This is a genomic window from Yersinia enterocolitica subsp. enterocolitica, from assembly GCF_901472495.1.
Lineage (GTDB): Bacteria > Pseudomonadota > Gammaproteobacteria > Enterobacterales > Enterobacteriaceae > Yersinia > Yersinia enterocolitica.
On sequence record NZ_LR590469.1, the window covers coordinates 2,749,484 to 2,768,798 of the forward strand.

Here is a 19,315-nt window from a genome sequence, read left to right on the forward strand (position 1 = left end):
GCGAAATACGCGCCTGTCAGCCCAGCCCGCCTGATGTCGAGATGGCCTTCTGGAGTCGGTTTGTGAGAGTCTCGCAGAGCCTGGGGAGGTTCACTGATATGTTGTACGATAAATCCCTTGAGAGGGACAACTGTGGTTTCGGCCTAATCGCCCACATAGAAGGCGAACCTAGCCATAAGGTCGTGCGTACCGCAATACACGCACTGGCCCGCATGCAACACCGTGGCGCGATACTTGCTGATGGCAAAACCGGCGACGGCTGTGGCCTGCTATTACAAAAACCGGATCGTTTTTTCCGGATGGTCGCAGAAGAACGCGGATGGCGTTTGGCCAAAAACTATGCCGTCGGCATGATGTTTCTCAGTCAGGACGAAGAACTCGCCAAGGCAAGCCGCCGCATTGTAGAAGAAGAATTGCAAAACGAAACGCTGTCGATTATCGGCTGGCGTGAAGTGCCGACCAACCCAGATGTTCTTGGTGAAATCGCCCTCTCCTCCCTGCCTCGGATTGAACAAATTTTTGTGAACGCCCCTGCGGGCTGGCGTCCACGTGATATGGAACGTCGCCTGTTTGTGGCACGTCGCCGTATTGAGAAACGCATTGCAAACGACAAAGATTTCTACGTGTGTAGTTTCTCAAACCTGGTCACGATCTATAAAGGCTTATGTATGCCTGCGGATCTGCCGCGTTTTTATCTTGATTTGGCTGATCTGCGCATGGAATCGGCTATCTGCCTGTTCCATCAGCGCTTCTCAACCAACACCGTGCCACGCTGGCCACTGGCTCAGCCATTCCGCTATCTGGCGCACAATGGCGAAATCAACACTATCGCCGGTAACCGCCAATGGGCGCGGGCACGCGCTTACAAATTCAAAACGCCATTAATCCCCGATTTGCAGGATGCGGCCCCTTTCGTCAATGAGACCGGCTCGGACTCCAGTTCACTGGATAACATGCTGGAGTTGTTCCTCAGCGGCGGGATGGACTTGATTCGTGCTATGCGCCTGTTAGTGCCACCGGCCTGGCAGAACAACCCGGATATGGATACTGACCTGCGCGCCTTCTTTGACTTCAACTCCATGCATATGGAGCCTTGGGATGGCCCGGCCGGGATTGTGATGTCAGATGGCCGCTATGCTGCCTGTAACCTTGACCGTAATGGCCTGCGCCCTGCGCGCTATGTCATCACCAAAGATAAACTCATCACCTGCGCTTCTGAAGTCGGTATCTGGGATTACCAGCCCGATGAAGTGGTGGAGAAAGGCCGTGTTGGCCCCGGCGAACTGATGGTTATCGACACCCGCAGCGGCAAGATCTTGCATTCCGCCGAAACAGATAACGATCTGAAAAGCCGCCATCCGTATAAAGAGTGGATGGAGAAGAACGTTAAGCGCCTGGTGCCGTTTGAAGATCTGCCAGAAGATCAGGTAGGTAGCCGCCAGTTAGATGACTCACAGCTCGAAACCTATCAAAAGCAATTCGGTTACAGCAGCGAAGAGCTGGATCAAGTCATCCGCGTGCTGGGTGAAATTGGTCAGGAAGCGACAGGTTCAATGGGTGATGACACCCCATTTGCCGTGCTTTCCAGCGGCCCGCGTATTATTTACGATTACTTCCGCCAGCAATTTGCGCAGGTCACTAACCCGCCAATCGATCCGCTGCGTGAAGCACACGTGATGTCGCTGGCGACCAGTATTGGCCGTGAAATGAACGTGTTCTGCGAAGCTGAAGGTCAGGCGCACCGTCTGAGCTTTAAATCACCGATCTTGCTGTTCTCTGACTTCCAGCAGTTAACCACGTTGGAAGGCGAACACTACCGCGCTGATCGGCTGGATCTAACCTTTGCCCCCGCAGAAACTGATCTGGAACAAGCGGTTTTGGCCTTGTGCGAAGAGGCTGAGCGCAAAGTGCGTGATGGTGCCGTAATGCTGGTGCTATCAGACCGTGCCATTGCACCTAACCGCTTGCCGGTTCCGGCTCCTATGGCAGTGGGTGCTATCCAGACTCGCCTGGTAGAAAAAAACCTGCGTTGCGATGCCAACATTATTGTTGAAACCGCCAGCGCCCGCGACCCACATCACTTCGCGGTATTGCTCGGTTTTGGTGCTACTGCGATTTACCCTTATTTAGCTTATGAATCACTGGCTAAATTGGTTGATACCCAAGCTATTGATAAGAAGTATCGCGATGTGATGCTGAACTATCGTAACGGTATCAATAAAGGGCTGTACAAAATCATGTCCAAAATGGGCATTTCAACCGTGGCATCATACCGTTGCGCCAAACTGTTTGAAGCCGTTGGCCTGCATCGTGACCTGACCAACCTGTGTTTCCAGGGCGTGGTTAGCCGCATCGGCGGAGCCAGTTTCAGTGATTTCCAACAGGATTTACAGAATCTGTCCAAACGTGCCTGGCTGAAACGCAAGCCACTGGATCAGGGCGGATTACTGAAGTTTGTCCACAACGGCGAATACCATGCGTATAACCCGGATGTGGTCAGCACCTTACAAACTGCGGTGCACAGCGGCGAATACAGTGATTATCAGATTTACGCCAAACTGGTGAATGAGCGCCCGATCGCCACATTGCGCGATCTGCTGGCCATCAAACCGCAAGGCACCCCGATCCCAGTGGATCAGGTTGAACCGGCTGAATCTTTGTTTAAGCGCTTTGATACTGCCGCCATGTCTATCGGCGCACTCAGCCCGGAAGCCCATGAATCATTAGCCATCGCTATGAATAGCCTCGGCGGGTTCTCCAACTCCGGTGAGGGCGGCGAAGACCCCGCGCGTTACGGCACCAATAAGGTGTCCCGTATCAAGCAGGTAGCATCAGGCCGTTTCGGTGTCACACCGGCGTATTTGGTGAATGCTGATGTTATCCAAATCAAAGTAGCGCAAGGTGCAAAACCGGGTGAAGGCGGCCAATTACCGGGTGATAAAGTCACGCCGTATATCGCCAAACTGCGTTATTCCGTGCCAGGTGTGACCTTGATTTCCCCACCACCGCACCATGATATTTATTCAATCGAAGACTTGGCACAGCTGATTTTCGACTTGAAACAGGTCAACCCGAAAGCAATGATTTCGGTGAAACTGGTTTCTGAACCCGGTGTTGGCACCATTGCCACCGGTGTGGCAAAAGCCTATGCCGACCTGATTACTATTGCAGGATACGACGGTGGTACCGGTGCCAGTCCGCTGTCCTCAGTGAAATATGCGGGTTGCCCGTGGGAACTGGGGCTGGTGGAAACCCAACAGGCACTGGTTGCCAACGGCCTGCGCCATAAAATCCGCCTGCAAGTGGATGGTGGTCTGAAAACTGGCGTTGATATTGTTAAAGCGGCGATTCTGGGGGCAGAAAGCTTCGGTTTCGGTACTGGCCCTATGGTGGCGCTGGGTTGTAAATACTTACGTATTTGCCACCTGAATAACTGCGCAACAGGTGTAGCGACCCAAGATGAGAAATTGCGACGCGACCATTATCACGGCTTGCCTGAACGTGTGGTGAACTACTTCCAGTTTATTGCCCGTGAAACCCGTGAAATCATGGCTGAGCTGGGTGTGAGCCAACTGGTTGATTTGATTGGCCGTACCGACATGCTGTTGGAACTTGATGGCATCTCAGCCAAACAAAACAAACTGGATCTGTCGCCAATGCTGAAAACAGCAACGCCACATCCAGGCAAAGCGCTGTATTGCACCGAAAATAATCCACCGTTCGATAAAGGCTTATTGAACAAAGAGTTGTTGGCGCAAGCCGAGCCGTATATTGAAGCTAAACAGAGCAAGACGTTTTACTTTGATATCCGCAACACCGACCGTTCCGTGGGTGCCGCGTTATCCGGCGCGATTGCCACCAAGCATGGCGACCAGGGGCTGGCAACCGATCCTATCAAAGCCTACTTCTCCGGTACTGCCGGTCAGAGCTTTGGGGTGTGGAATGCCGGTGGCGTTGAGCTGACCCTAACAGGCGATGCCAATGACTATGTCGGTAAAGGCATGGCCGGTGGCCGCATTGCGGTGCGCCCTCCAGTCGGTTCCAATTTCCGCAGCCACGAAGCCAGCATTGTCGGCAACACTTGCCTATATGGTGCCACTGGCGGCAAGTTGTTCGCTGCTGGTCGTGCCGGTGAGCGTTTCGCGGTACGTAACTCCGGGGCGATTACCGTCGTGGAAGGTATCGGCGATAACGGTTGTGAATATATGACGGGTGGGATTGTTTGCGTGCTGGGGCGTACCGGGATCAACTTCGGTGCAGGTATGACCGGTGGTTTCGCTTATGTCCTTGATGAAGATGGTGAATTCCGTAAACGTGTTAACCCTGAGCTGGTTGAAGTTCTGGATGTTGATCAATTGGCAATCCATGAAGAGCATCTGCGCGGCCTGATCACTGAGCATGTGCAGTTGACGGGTTCTAGCCGTGGTGAAGAAATTCTGGCTAACTGGCCGGAATGGGTGACCAAGTTTGCTTTGGTTAAACCGAAATCCAGCGATGTGAAAGCACTGTTGGGCCACCGTAGCCGTTCCGCAGCTGAGCTGCGGGTTCAAGCGCAGTAAGGGGTTGAAATGAGTCAGAATGTTTATCAGTTTATCGACCTACAGCGCGTAGATCCGCCGAAAAAGCCGCTGAAGATCCGTAAAATTGAATTTGTTGAGATTTACGAGCCATTCTCGGAAACACAGGCTAAAGCCCAGGCAGACCGCTGTTTGTCGTGCGGTAACCCCTATTGCGAATGGAAATGCCCGGTGCATAACTACATCCCTAACTGGCTGAAACTGGCCAACGAAGGGCGAATTATGGAAGCTGCGGATCTTGCTCATCAAACCAATAGCTTGCCAGAAGTGTGTGGCCGCGTATGCCCGCAAGACCGCTTGTGTGAAGGGTCTTGTACCCTGAATGACGAGTTCGGCGCGGTGACCATCGGTAACATCGAGCGCTATATCAGTGACAAAGCCATTGAGATGGGCTGGAAACCTGATATGTCTCATGTTCACCCGACTGGTAAACGTGTGGCGGTGATTGGCGCTGGCCCTGCCGGGCTGGCCTGTGCCGATGTACTGGCGCGTAACGGTGTACAAGCGGTAGTGTTTGACCGTCATCCAGAGATTGGCGGTTTGCTAACCTTTGGTATTCCGGCCTTTAAGCTGGAAAAAGAAGTGATGATTAAGCGCCGCAAAATCTTTTCCGAGATGGGGATTGAATTCCAATTGAATACCGAAGTCGGCAAAGACATCACTATGGATGTGCTGTTGCAAGAGTATGACGCAGTATTCCTCGGTGTGGGTACTTACCAATCCATGCGTGGTGGCCTGGAAAACGAAGATGCATCTGGAGTATATGATGCGCTGCCATTCCTGATCGCCAATACCAAGCAGCTGATGGGTTACGACGCTGCACCTCACGAGCCTTATATCAATATGCAAGGTAAACGTGTCGTGGTGCTGGGTGGTGGTGATACTGCGATGGACTGTGTACGTTCTTCCATTCGCCAAGGGGCAACTGACGTAGTTTGTGCCTATCGCCGTGATGAAGCCAACATGCCGGGTTCCAAGCGGGAAGTGAAAAACGCACGTGAGGAAGGGGTTGAATTTAAATTCAACCTGCAACCTTTGAGCATCGAAGTGAACAGTAACGGCAAAGTCTGTGGTGTGAAGATGGTTCGAACCCAACTGGGTGCGCCAGATGCACAGGGGCGTCGCATGGCTGAGCAGATCCCAGGCTCAGAACATGTTCTGCCAGCAGATGCTGTGGTTATGGCGTTTGGCTTCCGCCCGCACAGCATGGAATGGTTGGCCGCTCATGACGTAGCATTGGATAAACAAGGCCGTGTTGTGGCACCAGAGCGCACTGATAATGCTTTCCAGACCAGCAACCCAAAAATCTTTGCCGGTGGTGATATAGTTCGTGGCTCTGATTTAGTCGTGACCGCCATTGCTGAAGGCCGCAAAGCAGCAGAAGGTATTATGAATTATTTGGAAGTCTGATACCAAAAATCCTGTCATATACATCTAAAAACATCAGGGGCTGGTTATCCAGCCCTTTTTATTGTGTTTTTTTCGCGCGCAACGTCATTCACTCAAGATTTTGTAACAATCTCAGCCCGCCTTATTTGCAGCATTTTGACCATGAAGCGCTATAGTAAGGGCCGAGTTTAGATTTATTTATACTTTATGGGCCAACACTTCCCGGCCCGACACAGCTATTTTCTTATACACATTGTTACGCCTTGTTTTAAAGAAAGGATCATCTGTTATGAAATCTCACTTACTTTTCATTGCTGGCGGTTTGCTGGCTATCAGCGGCAGTGCATTAGCAATGTCACTTAATTATCAAGAAGTTGGCTATAATATTGAGGCTCGAGGTGCTCGGGCTGTGGTGGCGGAACTGGCAAAAGCGGGGCAATTACCTGCGGTCGAGAATAATATCAAGCTGGGTGATGATAACTGGATTGCTATGGCCCCTAAACTGGCCAATGGTGGTAATGCGAGTTTCACTGCGGGAATAAAATCAGCCCTCTCTTCGGCGCTGATTTATAATCCAGCCGCAGTACTAAAAGCAGTAAGTGACAGTAAAACACTTACATTATCAGAGATTTGTACTGCACCAGCCGATGCTAAAGACAGTGCTGCAAAAGCCAGTTTCCAACAGCGCGCCACTCATACTCTGTCAACTATCAGAAATAGTGACATGATGAGCCAGCGTGATAGCTGCCTGGCCGAATTGAGAAAGTTATCTTAATGGTAACAGTACGAATCAGGGCGGCCAAAGCCGCCCTGATTGTTTGTCCAAAAAACAGTCTATTTGCTCAAGAAATGAAGGCGACTACTTAACCACACGCAATGCTGGACGACCACCACTACGTGGCGGTTGCGGCGGTTCATCATCTGGTGAGCCACCATCACCTTGTGGCGCCTGAGTATCATCCGTTACCAACATCAAATTTTCTGTCGGTGTAGTCTCGTCATCTTCCTCTTCCATGCCGACAAAATTACCATCTGCATCAGAATCGTAAGCTTCTTCAGGTTCAAACATAGTTCCAGAACCATTTTCACGCGCATAGATTGCCATCACCGCCCCCATAGGGACAGTAACTTCACATGGAATACCACCAAAACGGGCGTTGAAACTCACGCCTTCATTACCCAATTCCAGATTAGCCACGGCACGCGGCGCCACATTCAATACAATTTGCCCATCACGGGCGAACTCCATTGGCACCGAGACACCCGGCTGGGTGACATCCACGACCAGATGTGGAGTCAGTTGATTATCAATCAACCACTCATAGAATGCGCGCAACAGGTAAGGACGGCGCGGAGACATATCAGACGTCGCCATAAAAATTAACCCCGTGTTTGCAGGCGCATTTCACGTTCAGCTTCAGTCAGAGAAGCCAGGAATGCATCACGCTCAAATACTCGAGTCATATAGCCTTTCAGCTCTTTAGAACCCGCACCGGTGAATTCAATGCCTAATTCTGGCAAACGCCACAGCAACGGAGCCAGGTAGCAATCAACCAGACTGAATTCTTCGCTCATGAAGTAAGGTGCTTCATTAAATACTGGAGCGATGGACAGCAGTTCTTCACGCAACTGTTTACGTGCAGCTTCTGCTTCCTGTGCATTACCTTGCTCGATTTTGTGCAGCAGGGAATACCAGTCATGCTCAATACGGTGCATCATCAAGCGGCTGCTACCACGTGCAACAGGGTATACCGGCATCAATGGTGGGTGAGGAAAACGCTCATCCAAATATTCCATGATGATACGGGATTCATACAGAGTCAGCTCGCGGTCGACCAAAGTAGGAACTGTACGGTAAGGATTGAGGTCAATCAGGTCCTGCGGCAGATTATCAGCTTCAACCTGCTCAATCTCAACACTGACACCTTTCTCCGCCAGTACGATACGTACTTGATGGCTAAAAATGTCGGTCGGGCCGGAAAACAGCGTCATTACCGAACGTTTGTTGGCAGCGACAGCCATGAAAACCTCCAAGATTATCTAGAAAACAATGCGAATAGCCCACGGTGACGTTGCTATCCTGAGTCGTTTTACCGCCGGTTCGCAATCAAGGTAGTTGCTGCCGTAAATAAGCCTTGGTCGAGAGAATAATTCAGCCAGGGAGATACACGGACGCCAACAGTTCGCCGAACAGGCACAAAAGTGGGTGATAGTTTACCAGATTTTGCATGTTTTGTGGGGATGCTGCTGCGATTTCATCAACAATTGTCTATCAGACAACAGCTTAGCGGTAAAAATATAATGAATAAAATGGTGGAAGTGTGTTTTTCAGCTATTTATTTTGTTTTATATCAATAAAAAAACCCGGTGAGACACCGGGTTTTTACCATTAATCTGCTGCCATAAAGGCAAAAAATTAACGCTTGGAGAACTGTGGACGACGACGTGCTTTACGCAGACCCACTTTCTTACGCTCAACTTCACGCGCATCACGCGTTACGAAGCCAGCTTTACGCAGTTCACCACGTAGAGACTCGTCATATTCCATCAGTGCACGGGTGATACCGTGACGGATAGCGCCAGCCTGACCTGAAATACCACCACCTTTAACAGTGATGTACATGTCAAACTTGGTAACCATGTCTACCAGTTCCAGCGGTTGATTCACTACCATACGGGCAGTTTCACGACCGAAGTAAACTTCGAGGCTACGTTGGTTAATAACGATTTTACCGCTACCCGGCTTAAGAAAAACGCGTGCAGCAGAACTTTTGCGGCGACCAGTGCCGTAGTATTGATTTTCAGCCATTGCCATAATCCCGATTAAATGTCCAGAACTTGCGGTTGCTGTGCCGCATGATTGTGCTCAGTACCTGCATAAACTTTAAGTTTACGATACATTGCACGGCCCAGCGGACCCTTCGGCAGCATGCCTTTAACCGCGATTTCAATCACACGCTCAGGACTGCGGGCAATCATCTCTTCAAAGGTCGCTTGTTTGATACCACCGATGTGACCGGTGTGACGGTAATAAATCTTGTCTGTACGCTTGTTACCGGTCACGGCAACTTTTTCTGCGTTCAGAACGATGATGTAATCACCAGTATCAACGTGCGGGGTGTATTCCGCTTTATGCTTGCCGCGTAAGCGACTAGCCAGTTCAGTAGCGAGGCGACCCAAGGTCTTACCATTCGCGTCAACAACATACCAGTCGCGTTTTACAGTTTCTGGTTTAGCTGTGAAAGTTTTCATTATAAAAGCTTACCCAATTAATAAGTTACACGTTGGTGAACACCCAAACGTTCAAAAACAGTTGAGGCTCACACGACCATCAGTCCAGCAAACCTACCCCTTCGAATAGCCAATGCTGGCACTATACAAAGTTCTGGGAAAAAAACTTTGTTGTAACGTGGGGTCGCAAGATTATAGAGAAGTCGACGTCAAAGATCGAACTGTTTTTGGCGAGAAAGGTATAAATTAAACATGTTAAGTTAGGGCGAAGAATAATCGCCCACCACAGAATAGCATTTTAGTGGGTTAAAAGTGAATAACTGCGGTGCAGATAGCTTTTACCACAAGTGCGATTACGGCAAGTGCGGTAAAGAGAGGTATTCCTCACTTTGCATCTCTTGTAGCCGTGATAAACAACGCTGATATTCAAATTTAAGCCGCTCACCGCAATAAATTTCGAACATTGATGCTTCCGCTGCAATGATCAATTTCACCCGCCGCTCATAGAACTCATCAACTAATGCCAAAAAACGTCGAGCGGTATTTTCATCTTGCGTCGCCATTTTATGGACATTATGCAGCAATACGGTGTGATAAAGCTTAGACAACGCGATGTAATCAAGTTGGCTGCGCGCCTCTTCACATAATGTGTGGAAGTCCACTGCCAGCACGCCTTGCCCCGAGCAGATGGCAGGCAAAGGCCGGTGATTGACCTCTAGAACAGGTGCTTTTTCGCCCTGTTTACCCGCAAGTTTGACAAAAATGTCTGCCATCGCCTGCTCGGTTTGTGGATTGAGCGGCGTCAAATACAGGTTTGCCTGAGTCAATGTACGCAAACGATAGTCAATACCGGCATCGACATTCATCACATCACAATATTGTTTAATCAGTTCGATGGCAGGTATGAAACGCGCTCGTTGTAAACCGTTGCGATACAAGTCATCCGGTGGAATATTGGATGTGGCAACCAGAGTGATGCCGCGCGCAAACAGTGCTTCCAGCAGTGTTGCCAGCAACATGGCATCGGTAATATCCGACACAAAAAATTCATCAAAACACAGCACATCCGTCTGCGCCTTGAAACCATCAGCAATGATTTCTAATGGATTTTCATGGCCTTGCAATGTGGTTAGCTCTTGATGCACTCGCAACATAAAGCGGTGAAAATGCAGACGCAGCTTACGATCACCTGGTAAACTGTGGAAAAACATATCCATCAGCCAGGTTTTGCCCCGCCCGACGCCGCCCCACATGTACAAGCCCTGAGCCGGACGTATTAGCGTCTTGGGTGCGCTGCGGCCCAGTAAACGCCCCAAACGCCCTCGTATCCTGTTATTAACCGTAGGGGTACTGTGGTGTTGATTCAGTTCCCGATATAGGGTATCCAGCCGTGCTACGGTGCGCCGTTGGACGTCGTCTGGTTGGTAGTCACCGGCATCAATTGCCTGCTGGTAAAGTGCTATAGGTGAACTCGGTTGCATGTTTATCAATAATCCCTGATAAAATAATTATCTACTTTTTACGGTACTTTCTTGCTGATTTATCGGGCAATCGCAGCATTTACCGACTCGGTCACTGCGGAAAAAACCTGATAACCATAGGCAAAGTTGCATCAGGATTCCACTCAGACAAGGTTAACGGTTATAGTGGGTATTATTAAGTGAAAAAGCCCTGCTGAACAATGAAGTCAAAAAAGGAGTCATCATGACCTGGGAGTATGCGCTTATTGGGTTGGTTGTTGGTATTGTGATTGGCGCGGTGGCTATGCGCTTTGGCAACCGTAAATTGCGTCAGCAGCAAGTGCTGCAAAATGAGCTGGAGAAGAGCAAAACAGATCTGGAAGAATACCGTCAGGAACTGGTTGGGCATTTTGCCCGCAGTGCCGAATTGCTTGATAACATGGCTCGCGACTATCGCCAGCTTTATCAGCATATGGCGAAAAGCTCCAATAACTTATTGCCGGACTTGCCAATGCAAGATAATCCGTTCCGCTACCGTCTGACAGAATCTGAAGCTGATAATGATCAGGCACCGGTCAAAATGCCACCTCGCGATTACTCTGAAGGCGCATCGGGGTTATTACGCCCGGAGCATCAGACCCGCGATTAAGCACGCGCTTAGCTATCATACTGACTACGGTGGGGTGTTCCTCATACTGCCGTAGTCAGCACATTTACACTTCTATACTTACCTCTTCTTGAATTGCTTTATCCTAACCCCTATATCAAGTGACATCTTAGGGTGCTTATTTTTAGAACAGCAGTAGCCTTTTGAAATAAGTGAATTTTTTAGCTAATTCAGAGTCTGAATTTACAACGGACCTGTAGCAGCCATCACCCCTATTCATTCACCGTTAGGTATTGAGAGAGTTTAAATCAATGAAGAAAAAGTCATTATTTCTTAGTGCGTTGGCAATGAGTGTCGGCTTAGGTCTCGCATCTGTTCCTATGGTGAACGCAGCAGCTCTTCCTGCAGCCGTCGCAGGGCAATCAGTCCCAAGCCTGGCCCCTATGTTAGAAAAGGTGTTGCCAGCGGTCGTCAGCGTTCACGTTTCTGGCACTCAGGCACAGCAGCAGCGCTTGCCAGAAGAGTTCAAATTCTTCTTTGGCCCCAATGCGCCAACCGGCAAAGAGAGCAATCGCCCATTTGAAGGCTTAGGATCTGGTGTCATCATTAACGCGGAAAAAGGTTATATATTAACCAATAACCACGTTATTAATAACGCAGATAAAATTCGCATTCAGCTCAATGATGGCCGTGAATATGATGCCAAACTGCTGGGCCGTGACGAACAAACTGATATCGCTTTATTACAACTAACCGATGCCAAAAATCTGACCGCCATTAAAATCGCAGATTCTGACAACCTGCGAGTCGGTGACTTTGCAGTCGCCGTGGGCAACCCATTTGGTCTGGGGCAAACTGCGACTTCGGGTATTATTTCCGCACTGGGTCGCAGTGGTTTGAATCTGGAAGGGTTAGAAAACTTTATTCAGACTGATGCCTCTATCAACCGCGGTAACTCGGGCGGCGCGCTGGTTAACCTAAACGGCGAATTGATTGGGATTAACACCGCCATTTTGGCTCCAGGCGGCGGTAACATTGGTATCGGTTTCGCTATCCCAAGCAACATGGCGCAAAACCTCAGCCAGCAGCTGATTGAGTTTGGCGAAGTGAAGCGCGGCCTGCTGGGTATTCGTGGTAGTGAAATGACCGCTGACATGGCAAAAGCCTTTAACATTGATGCTCAGCGCGGTGCTTTTGTCAGTGAAGTCATGCCAAAATCCGCAGCGTCTAAAGCGGGTATAAAAGCGGGCGACGTGTTGGTTTCTGTGGACGGCAAACCTATCAGCAGCTTTGCTGAGTTACGCGCAAAAGTAGGGACTACCGGCCCAGGTAAAGCCATTAAAGTAGGCTTATTGCGTGATGGTAAACCACTTGAAGTCACCGTCACACTGGAGAACAGCAGCCCAACATCAACCAGTGCTGATACCTTATCACCATCGTTGCAGGGTGCATCGCTGAGCAATGGTGAAATCAAAGGTGGCAGCAAGGGGGTTAAAGTTGAAAACGTGACGAAAGGTTCTCCAGCAGCACAGTCTGGCTTGCAGAAAGACGATGTGATAATTGCTGTAAACCGTGTGCGAGTTAAGGATATCGCTGAGTTACGTAAAGCTATCGAAGCCAAACCAGCTGTTATTGCACTGAATATTGTGCGCGGTGAAGAGAATATTTATCTATTAATCCGCTAATTTGCAGAAAAATCGGACACAGCACAATGCTGTGTCCGTCAAACTCATGCTATTCTCCGGTTACCTATTCATTTATGCCTTAAAATTCATGTTTCTTAAGCTATTGCGTTCTATTATTTTGGGGCTAATTGTTGCCGGTATCTTGCTGGTCGCAATGCCTATGCTCCGTAGTCCGGGTCACTTTTTTTCCGGCAATGGTGATAGCGTAGATGAAGAGGTTCCTGCCAGTTATAACCAGGCAGTGCGCAGAGCTGCACCTGCCGTTGTTAATGTTTATAACCGTAGCCTAAGCCCCACTCAGGATGGATTAGCCATTCGCACTCTAGGTTCTGGCGTCATCATGAGTGACAAGGGTTATATCCTTACCAATAAACACGTTATCAATAATGCTGAACAAATCATTGTCGCATTACAAAATGGCCGTATATCTGAAGCATTGCTGGTCGGTTCCGATAATCTGACTGATTTAGCCGTTTTGAAAATTGATGCCGTAAACCTGCCTGTGATTCCCATTAATATTAATCGTGCGCCACACATTGGTGACGTCGTGCTGGCAATCGGTAACCCCTATAATCTCGGTCAAACAGTCACACAAGGGATTATCAGTGCCACTGGGCGTATTGGTTTAAGCGATTCTGGGCGGCAAAACTTCCTTCAGACTGATGCCTCAATCAACCAGGGTAACTCCGGCGGTGCGTTGGTCAATACGCTGGGTGAGTTGATGGGGATTAACACCCTGTCCTTTGATAAAAGCAGCAATGGCGAAACCCCAGAAGGGATTGGCTTTGCCATCCCGACAGCGCTCGCCACCAAAGTGATGGAAAAACTGATTCGTGATGGACGAGTTATTCGCGGCTATATTGGGATTACTGGCGAGGAATATCCGCCATTCAATGCCAGTGGCAATAGCGGCGAGCGAATCCACGGCATTAAAGTGAACAAGATATCGCCAAGTGGCCCGGCGGCTAATGCCAACTTACAAGTGGGTGATATTATTCTTAGCGTAAATAATAAGCCTGCAACATCCGTAATAGAAACAATGGATCAGGTGGCAGAGATTCGCCCTGGAACCACCATTCCGGTTTTATTATTACGCAATGGCCAACAAATCACGGCACAAATCACCATCACCGAATTGGATCAAAACGAAGTTCTTAGCCAGCAACCTGCGCCATAAATTCTGTTATGTATGGCTAAAAAAAATGCCAGCTCGATATCATCGGCTGGCATTTTTTATGACGCGGTCAGAAAAGGCTTATTCGCCTTTTACACGTTCGATTTTAGCGCCTAACGCACGCAATTTATCTTCGATACCTTCATAACCACGGTCGATATGATAAATACGGTCAACAATCGTTACCCCGTCAGCAATACAACCAGCTAGAACTAAACTAGCAGAAGCACGCAAATCGGTGGCCATGACCTGAGCACCAGACAGTTGCTCAACACCATAGCAAATCACAGTATTGCTCTCGATTTCTGCATGTGCGCCCATACGAATCAGTTCTGGCACATGCATAAAACGGTTTTCGAAAATCGTTTCGGTGATGACACCCGTCCCTTCAGCCACTAAATTCAATAAGCTGAACTGAGCCTGCATATCTGTTGGAAAACCTGGGTGCGGAGCCGTTCGCAAAGTAACCGCTTTAGGGCGTTTGCCATGCATATCCAGGCTTATCCAGTCGTCGCCGACTTCAATATCAGCACCTGCTTCGCGCAGTTTAGCCAGTACGGCATCCAGCGTATCAGGGCGAGTCTGACGACAAACCACTTTGCCGCCAGAGATAGCAGCCGCAACCAGGAAAGTCCCGGTTTCAATACGGTCTGGCAGCACTCGATACACACCGCCACCCAAGCGAGCAACGCCTTCGATGGTAATGCGGTCAGTACCTGCACCAGTAATTTTAGCACCCAGCGTATTCAAGAAATTTGCTGTATCGACAATTTCTGGCTCGCGAGCAGCGTTTTCAATGACAGTGGTGCCTTCCGCCAAGGTTGCAGCGCTCATAATGGTCACGGTTGCGCCAACGCTGACTTTATCCATTACGATATGTGCGGCTTTCAGACGACCATTGACGGAGGCTTTAACGTAACCTTCTTCCAGCTTGATTTCAGCGCTCAGCTGTTCCAAACCGGTAATATGCAAATCGACCGGACGCGCACCGATAGCACAACCTCCCGGTAATGAGACTTGCCCTTTACCAAAGCGCGCAACCAGTGGCCCCAATGCCCAAATAGAAGCACGCATGGTCTTAACCAAATCGTACGGTGCGCAGAACTCATCCACACCACTAGCATCAACAAAAACAGAGCCGGAAGCAGCATCACGCTCAATTTTAACGCCTAATTGGCTTAGCAACTTAATGGTGGTATCAATGTCTTTTAGCTTTGGGACATTTTGCAACTCGACCGGGTCTTCCGCCAATAACGCAGCAAACAATATCGGTAATGCCGCGTTTTTCGCTCCGGAAATGGTGACTTCACCGCTTAGGCGAGTCCGCCCCTGCACACGAAACTTATCCATTGTGACCACTCTTTGTTGTCAAAATACTGGTTGTTGTCAAAATACTGATCAGCAAATTCGAATTCACTGCCCGCTTACAAAACTGCCGGCCAGACTGTAGGCAGTTTTGAAGCCAGTAGCATTAAAAGCCGTTTAGTTTGCGATCCCGCTGCCACTCTTGTGGCGTATAAGCCTTAATCGATAAGGCATGAATACGGTTATCAGCGATATATTCCATCAAAGGCGCATACACAGCCTGCTGTTTTTTCACCCGGCTCATATCGGCAAATAACTCACCCACAGCAATCACCTGAAAGTGGCTGCCGTCACCGGTAACATGTGCTTCTTGTAATGCCAATGCTCGCATCAGCACGTCTTTAATTTCGTTAGTATCCATAAGATTCATTCTATTTTATAAGGAGCATAGCCAGCTCAACATATTAGTGGAATACGGCTTTCTCTGAAACTAAAGAAAAGCCCCTGTTTTGCTATTGCACACAGAGGCTTGAAAACTTTAGTTATTTGCTTTGGGAGTAAACGACACAAAATAGCGCTAACTTAATGCCACTTGCTATGCGTTGTTTGCTTCTACTGGGATAACTGTTTCTACTGGGATGACGTCACGCAGATTGTACAGTTCAATCAAGGTAGATAGCCGATCACTGACACCGATAATCGCCAGGGAGCCCCCTTGTTTGTTGCGCAGTTCACGAAAGTGAACCAGCAGCGCCAGACCAGATGAGTCAACACGCCGTAATTGGCTCACATCAATACGCGTCTTATCGGCCAACAGTGCTTCACGCTGTTGCCACAGAGGTAACAGCGTTTCGCGATCCAATTCACCTTGCAGTACCAGCGTTTCCTGCTGCGACTGCCAATTCAGCTCATCTGCCATAATCACTGTTTATCCAGGGTTATCGGCTGTTTCGCGGCAATCAGCAATTGTTGAGTCAAACCATCCACACCTTTCTGACGCAAGATAGAAGCCCACTCATTTTGCTTGGTACTGATCATGCTAACCCCTTCGGCTATCATGTCATACGCCTGCCAGTAGCCAGTTTGGCTGTTTTTACGCCACTGGAAATCTAAACGCACTGGCGGACGGCCATTAGGATCAAGGATGGTTACGCGAATGGCAACGATATTGGCATCACCCAGCGGTTGGTCTGGTGCAACATCGTAAGTTTGGCCGTGATATAACGCCAGGGCCTGGCCATATGCCTGTTCCAGATATTGGCTGAATGCATTGAAATATGCCTCTCGCTGTGCGGGCGTGGCGGCTTTGTAATAGCTGCCCAGCACTAATGCACCGGCATATTTAATCTGGACGAATGGCAATAACTCTTCACGTACGATGGTGCGCAAATAGTCTGGATTCTGTTTAATTTTCGCTTGTTCAGTTTTCAGGCGCGTAAAGGTTCTTTGCGCGGCTTCATCCATCAGACGGTATGGGTTGGTCTGATCGACAGCATTCGCCAGTGGGGCGACCACCAACAATGCGACCATAAGTAAACGTTTAAACATTCAGATACCCTCTTAAGGATGTTGGGTTGCAGGTAAGCCGCCATTTGCTGCCGCAGGTGCTGATGCCGCTGCTGGCTCACTGGCTGGCGTACCAGAATTACCATCACCGCCACTCTTGTACAAGAACTGGCCGATAAGGTCTTCCAGAACCAGAGCAGATTTGGTGTCTTGAATAACGCCACCATCTTTCAAAATACCGGTGCCCATATCGGGGTCTTCAAAGCCGACATTGAGTGCCAGGAACTGTTCACCCAATAAACCTGAAGTGCGTACTGCCAGGGAGCTGGTGTCCGGAATATGGTTATAGCGCTGCTGGATATCCATCGCCACACGTGGGCTGTAATTTTGGGTATCCAGTGTTATCTCAGCGACCCGCCCTACCACCACACCACCAATTTTGACTGGGGAATTGTTTTTCAGGCCACCAATATTGTCAAAATTGGCATAAATCCGGTAAGTCGGCTGATTGCCCACAGCTTTGATATCGGCCACTTTTAAGCAGAGAAACACGACCGCCAGAATAGCAATCAGTATAAACGCCCCTACCCAGACTTCACTTTTCTTCGTTTGCATCGACTCAGTTCCCAAACATCAGTGCTGTCAGCACAAAATCTAATCCCAATACTGCCAGTGACGAATGCACCACAGTACGGGTCGTTGCCCGGCTAATCCCTTCAGATGTTGGGACAGCATCATAACCATTGAATAGCGCAATCCACGTCACGGTAATAGCAAATACCAAGCTTTTAATCAGGCAATTCAGTAAATCTGTGCGCCACTCGACGGCACTTTGCATCGCTGACCAGAAGAAACCGCCGTCAATCCCCTTCCAATCGACACCGACCACAGAGCCGCCCCAAATGCCCACAGCGACAAAGATAGCCGTCAATAATGGCATGCTGATAAGCCCCGCCCAGAACCGGGGAGCAACCACGCGCCGCAGAGGGTCAATTGCCATCATTTCCAAACTGGAAATCTGCTCTGTGGCTTTCATCAAGCCAATTTCTGCCGTCAGGGCTGAACCGGCCCGGCCAGCAAACAGCAATGCCGTCACTACTGGCCCCAATTCCCGCAATAATGATAAAGACACCATCATCCCGAGGCTGGCTTCCGCACTGTAAGTAGTGAGGATCAAAAAGCCCTGCAAGCCCAAAACCATACCGATAAACAGACCGGAAACCACAATAATCAGTAAGGATTGCACCCCAACGCTATACAGCTGCTTGACCAATAATGGCCACTGTTTTCGCGGTTCAGGCCGGCCAACCAGTGCATTAAATAGCATTAAACCTGCGCGGCCAAAAGATGCGCAGACATTAATACCCCGGCGACCTAAAGACGCCAAAGCCTGTACTAACATGAATACTCCATCTATTAGCCCAACAGCTCAGTTTTATAATCACCCGCCGGGAAACGGAACGGCACCGGCCCGTCGGCAATACCATCGAGAAACTGACGCACCCGCATATCGTCATTGGCTTGTAACTGCTCAGGTGTTCCTTCAGCAATCACATGCTGATCCGCCACGATATAAGCATAATCAGCAATACTCAGCACTTCCGGTACATCGTGGGAAACCACCACACAGGTGACGCCTAACGCATGATTCAGCTCATCAATCAGTTTTACCAGCACGCCCATGGTGATAGGGTCCTGACCGACAAAAGGCTCATCAAACATAATCAATTCTGGATCAAGAGCAATCGCCCGCGCCAATGCCGCACGGCGGGCCATACCGCCTGAAAGCTCGGCGGGCATTAAGTTAGCCGCACCACGCAAACCCACGGCTTCTAACTTCATCATCACCGTGCTATGTAGCAACTCTTCGGGTAAACGGCTATGTTCTCGTAATGGGAAAGCCACATTCTCAAATACCGTTAAATCGGTGAATAATGCCCCCGATTGAAACAACATGCTCATTTTCTTGCGCACATCATACAAACGCTGACGCGAAAGCGTCGGAATATTATCACCATCAAACCAGATTTCACCGGTATCTGGCGCAAGTTGCCCACCAATCAGGCGCAGCAGCGTGGTTTTACCAATCCCAGAAGGCCCCATAATCGCCGTGACTTTGCCGCGCGGGACCGTCATGTTGATATCGGCGAATATCGGACGCTCACCACGGGTAAAACTCATCCCGCGGATCTCTATCAAATTCGACGCCAGTTGGTTCATTATCATTCGTCCCTTAGGCCTTTTATGACTCATCTAGCGCCAATGTTACAGCAAATAGCGATAACGAGCGCAATTGAGAAGTATTCTGACAATTTATTAACGCTTTTTCGTAGCCAAAGTTGCCATAAGTTTTACTTTTCTGGCTCTCACAGTCAAAATTA

Annotated in this window: 18 protein-coding genes; 6 read left to right on the forward strand and 12 right to left on the reverse strand. The window is 49.3% G+C overall.

Going from position 1 to position 19,315, the window contains the following annotated elements; translation table 11 throughout:
* Positions 1 to 98: 98 nt before the first annotated feature.
* The 3 genes from gltB to FGL26_RS13090 all read left to right on the forward strand — a co-directional run bounded on the left by gltB (position 99) and on the right by FGL26_RS13090 (position 6,741).
* Entirely contained in the window at positions 99 to 4,559 is a 4,461-nt protein-coding gene (gene gltB / locus FGL26_RS13080; protein ID WP_005174234.1) for a glutamate synthase large subunit, read from the forward strand.
* Positions 4,560 to 4,568: 9 nt separating this feature from the next.
* On the forward strand, positions 4,569 to 5,987 hold the full coding sequence (locus FGL26_RS13085; protein WP_005174235.1) for a glutamate synthase small subunit: 1,419 nt from the start codon (positions 4,569 to 4,571) through the stop codon (positions 5,985 to 5,987).
* Between the two features lie 268 nt (positions 5,988 to 6,255).
* A complete protein-coding gene (locus tag FGL26_RS13090) occupies positions 6,256 to 6,741 on the forward strand; it encodes a hypothetical protein (RefSeq protein WP_005174236.1) in 486 nt (161 codons plus the stop codon).
* A gap of 84 nt (positions 6,742 to 6,825) precedes the next feature.
* On the opposite strand, the gene sspB is transcribed toward FGL26_RS13090, so the two are convergent.
* The 5 genes from sspB to zapE form a co-directional block, all read right to left on the reverse strand.
* The gene (gene sspB, locus FGL26_RS13095; RefSeq protein ID WP_005174237.1) at positions 6,826 to 7,341 is read right to left on the reverse strand and encodes a ClpXP protease specificity-enhancing factor; all 516 of its coding nucleotides are present in this window, start codon (positions 7,339 to 7,341) and stop codon (positions 6,826 to 6,828) included.
* Between the two features lie 5 nt (positions 7,342 to 7,346).
* Positions 7,347 to 7,988, reverse strand: coding sequence for a stringent starvation protein SspA (gene sspA / locus FGL26_RS13100; RefSeq protein WP_005162411.1), 642 nt, complete (start codon positions 7,986 to 7,988; stop codon positions 7,347 to 7,349).
* Between the two features lie 394 nt (positions 7,989 to 8,382).
* On the reverse strand, positions 8,383 to 8,775 hold the full coding sequence (gene rpsI / locus FGL26_RS13105) for a 30S ribosomal protein S9 (RefSeq protein ID WP_005162424.1): 393 nt from the start codon (positions 8,773 to 8,775) through the stop codon (positions 8,383 to 8,385).
* Between the two features lie 14 nt (positions 8,776 to 8,789).
* Positions 8,790 to 9,218, reverse strand: coding sequence for a 50S ribosomal protein L13 (gene rplM, locus FGL26_RS13110; protein ID WP_004710905.1), 429 nt, complete (start codon positions 9,216 to 9,218; stop codon positions 8,790 to 8,792).
* Between the two features lie 332 nt (positions 9,219 to 9,550).
* Positions 9,551 to 10,678, reverse strand: a complete 1,128-nt coding sequence (gene zapE, locus FGL26_RS13115) for a cell division protein ZapE (protein ID WP_005174238.1) — start codon at positions 10,676 to 10,678, stop codon at positions 9,551 to 9,553.
* A 223-nt stretch (positions 10,679 to 10,901) separates the two neighbouring features.
* Here zapE and zapG point away from each other — a divergent pair, with 223 nt between their 5' ends.
* The 3 genes from zapG (at position 10,902) to degS (ending at position 14,126) form a co-directional block, all read left to right on the forward strand.
* Positions 10,902 to 11,306, forward strand: a complete 405-nt coding sequence (gene zapG / locus FGL26_RS13120; protein ID WP_005162428.1) for a Z-ring associated protein ZapG — start codon at positions 10,902 to 10,904, stop codon at positions 11,304 to 11,306.
* Between the two features lie 269 nt (positions 11,307 to 11,575).
* Entirely contained in the window at positions 11,576 to 12,949 is a 1,374-nt protein-coding gene (gene degQ, locus FGL26_RS13125; protein ID WP_005174239.1) for a serine endoprotease DegQ, read from the forward strand.
* Positions 12,950 to 13,037: 88 nt separating this feature from the next.
* Positions 13,038 to 14,126, forward strand: coding sequence for an outer membrane-stress sensor serine endopeptidase DegS (degS, locus tag FGL26_RS13130; RefSeq protein ID WP_005174240.1), 1,089 nt, complete (start codon positions 13,038 to 13,040; stop codon positions 14,124 to 14,126).
* Between the two features lie 78 nt (positions 14,127 to 14,204).
* Here degS and murA read toward each other — a convergent pair whose 3' ends face one another.
* From murA to mlaF, 7 genes are all read right to left on the reverse strand, one after another.
* Entirely contained in the window at positions 14,205 to 15,473 is a 1,269-nt protein-coding gene (gene murA / locus FGL26_RS13135; protein ID WP_005162439.1) for a UDP-N-acetylglucosamine 1-carboxyvinyltransferase, read from the reverse strand.
* Positions 15,474 to 15,594: 121 nt separating this feature from the next.
* Complete coding sequence (ibaG, locus tag FGL26_RS13140) at positions 15,595 to 15,849, reverse strand: BolA family iron metabolism protein IbaG (protein ID WP_005162441.1); 255 nt, start codon at positions 15,847 to 15,849, stop codon at positions 15,595 to 15,597.
* A 174-nt stretch (positions 15,850 to 16,023) separates the two neighbouring features.
* The gene (mlaB, locus tag FGL26_RS13145; protein WP_032903113.1) at positions 16,024 to 16,347 is read right to left on the reverse strand and encodes a lipid asymmetry maintenance protein MlaB; all 324 of its coding nucleotides are present in this window, start codon (positions 16,345 to 16,347) and stop codon (positions 16,024 to 16,026) included.
* A gap of 2 nt (positions 16,348 to 16,349) precedes the next feature.
* Entirely contained in the window at positions 16,350 to 16,976 is a 627-nt protein-coding gene (gene mlaC, locus FGL26_RS13150) for a phospholipid-binding protein MlaC (RefSeq protein ID WP_005174244.1), read from the reverse strand.
* 12 nt (positions 16,977 to 16,988) lie between these two features.
* Entirely contained in the window at positions 16,989 to 17,549 is a 561-nt protein-coding gene (gene mlaD, locus FGL26_RS13155) for an outer membrane lipid asymmetry maintenance protein MlaD (protein ID WP_011817261.1), read from the reverse strand.
* Positions 17,550 to 17,553: 4 nt separating this feature from the next.
* On the reverse strand, positions 17,554 to 18,336 hold the full coding sequence (mlaE, locus tag FGL26_RS13160; protein ID WP_005174247.1) for a lipid asymmetry maintenance ABC transporter permease subunit MlaE: 783 nt from the start codon (positions 18,334 to 18,336) through the stop codon (positions 17,554 to 17,556).
* Between the two features lie 14 nt (positions 18,337 to 18,350).
* Positions 18,351 to 19,154 (reverse strand): phospholipid ABC transporter ATP-binding protein MlaF, encoded by an 804-nt coding sequence (gene mlaF, locus FGL26_RS13165; protein WP_005162453.1) that lies wholly within the window; start codon positions 19,152 to 19,154, stop codon positions 18,351 to 18,353.
* Positions 19,155 to 19,315: the final 161 nt, after the last annotated feature.

Bases quoted from the DNA above. Each gene is read 5' to 3' on its own strand.
- murA (WP_005162439.1), bottom strand. From the start codon at position 15,473: ATGGATAAGTTTCGTGTGCAGGGGCGGACTCGCCTAAGCGGTGAAGTC.
- degQ (WP_005174239.1), top strand. From the start codon at position 11,576: ATGAAGAAAAAGTCATTATTTCTTAGTGCGTTGGCAATGAGTGTCGGC.
- mlaC (WP_005174244.1), bottom strand. From the start codon at position 16,976: ATGTTTAAACGTTTACTTATGGTCGCATTGTTGGTGGTCGCCCCACTG.
- FGL26_RS13085 (WP_005174235.1), top strand. From the start codon at position 4,569: ATGAGTCAGAATGTTTATCAGTTTATCGACCTACAGCGCGTAGATCCG.
- mlaD (WP_011817261.1), bottom strand. From the start codon at position 17,549: ATGCAAACGAAGAAAAGTGAAGTCTGGGTAGGGGCGTTTATACTGATT.
- zapE (WP_005174238.1), bottom strand. From the start codon at position 10,678: ATGCAACCGAGTTCACCTATAGCACTTTACCAGCAGGCAATTGATGCC.
- gltB (WP_005174234.1), top strand. From the start codon at position 99: ATGTTGTACGATAAATCCCTTGAGAGGGACAACTGTGGTTTCGGCCTA.
- mlaB (WP_032903113.1), bottom strand. From the start codon at position 16,347: ATGGCAGATGAGCTGAATTGGCAGTCGCAGCAGGAAACGCTGGTACTG.
- ibaG (WP_005162441.1), bottom strand. From the start codon at position 15,849: ATGGATACTAACGAAATTAAAGACGTGCTGATGCGAGCATTGGCATTA.
- sspA (WP_005162411.1), bottom strand. From the start codon at position 7,988: ATGGCTGTCGCTGCCAACAAACGTTCGGTAATGACGCTGTTTTCCGGC.
- zapG (WP_005162428.1), top strand. From the start codon at position 10,902: ATGACCTGGGAGTATGCGCTTATTGGGTTGGTTGTTGGTATTGTGATT.
- FGL26_RS13090 (WP_005174236.1), top strand. From the start codon at position 6,256: ATGAAATCTCACTTACTTTTCATTGCTGGCGGTTTGCTGGCTATCAGC.
- sspB (WP_005174237.1), bottom strand. From the start codon at position 7,341: ATGGCGACGTCTGATATGTCTCCGCGCCGTCCTTACCTGTTGCGCGCA.
- rplM (WP_004710905.1), bottom strand. From the start codon at position 9,218: ATGAAAACTTTCACAGCTAAACCAGAAACTGTAAAACGCGACTGGTAT.
- mlaF (WP_005162453.1), bottom strand. From the start codon at position 19,154: ATGAACCAACTGGCGTCGAATTTGATAGAGATCCGCGGGATGAGTTTT.
- rpsI (WP_005162424.1), bottom strand. From the start codon at position 8,775: ATGGCTGAAAATCAATACTACGGCACTGGTCGCCGCAAAAGTTCTGCT.
- degS (WP_005174240.1), top strand. From the start codon at position 13,038: ATGTTTCTTAAGCTATTGCGTTCTATTATTTTGGGGCTAATTGTTGCC.
- mlaE (WP_005174247.1), bottom strand. From the start codon at position 18,336: ATGTTAGTACAGGCTTTGGCGTCTTTAGGTCGCCGGGGTATTAATGTC.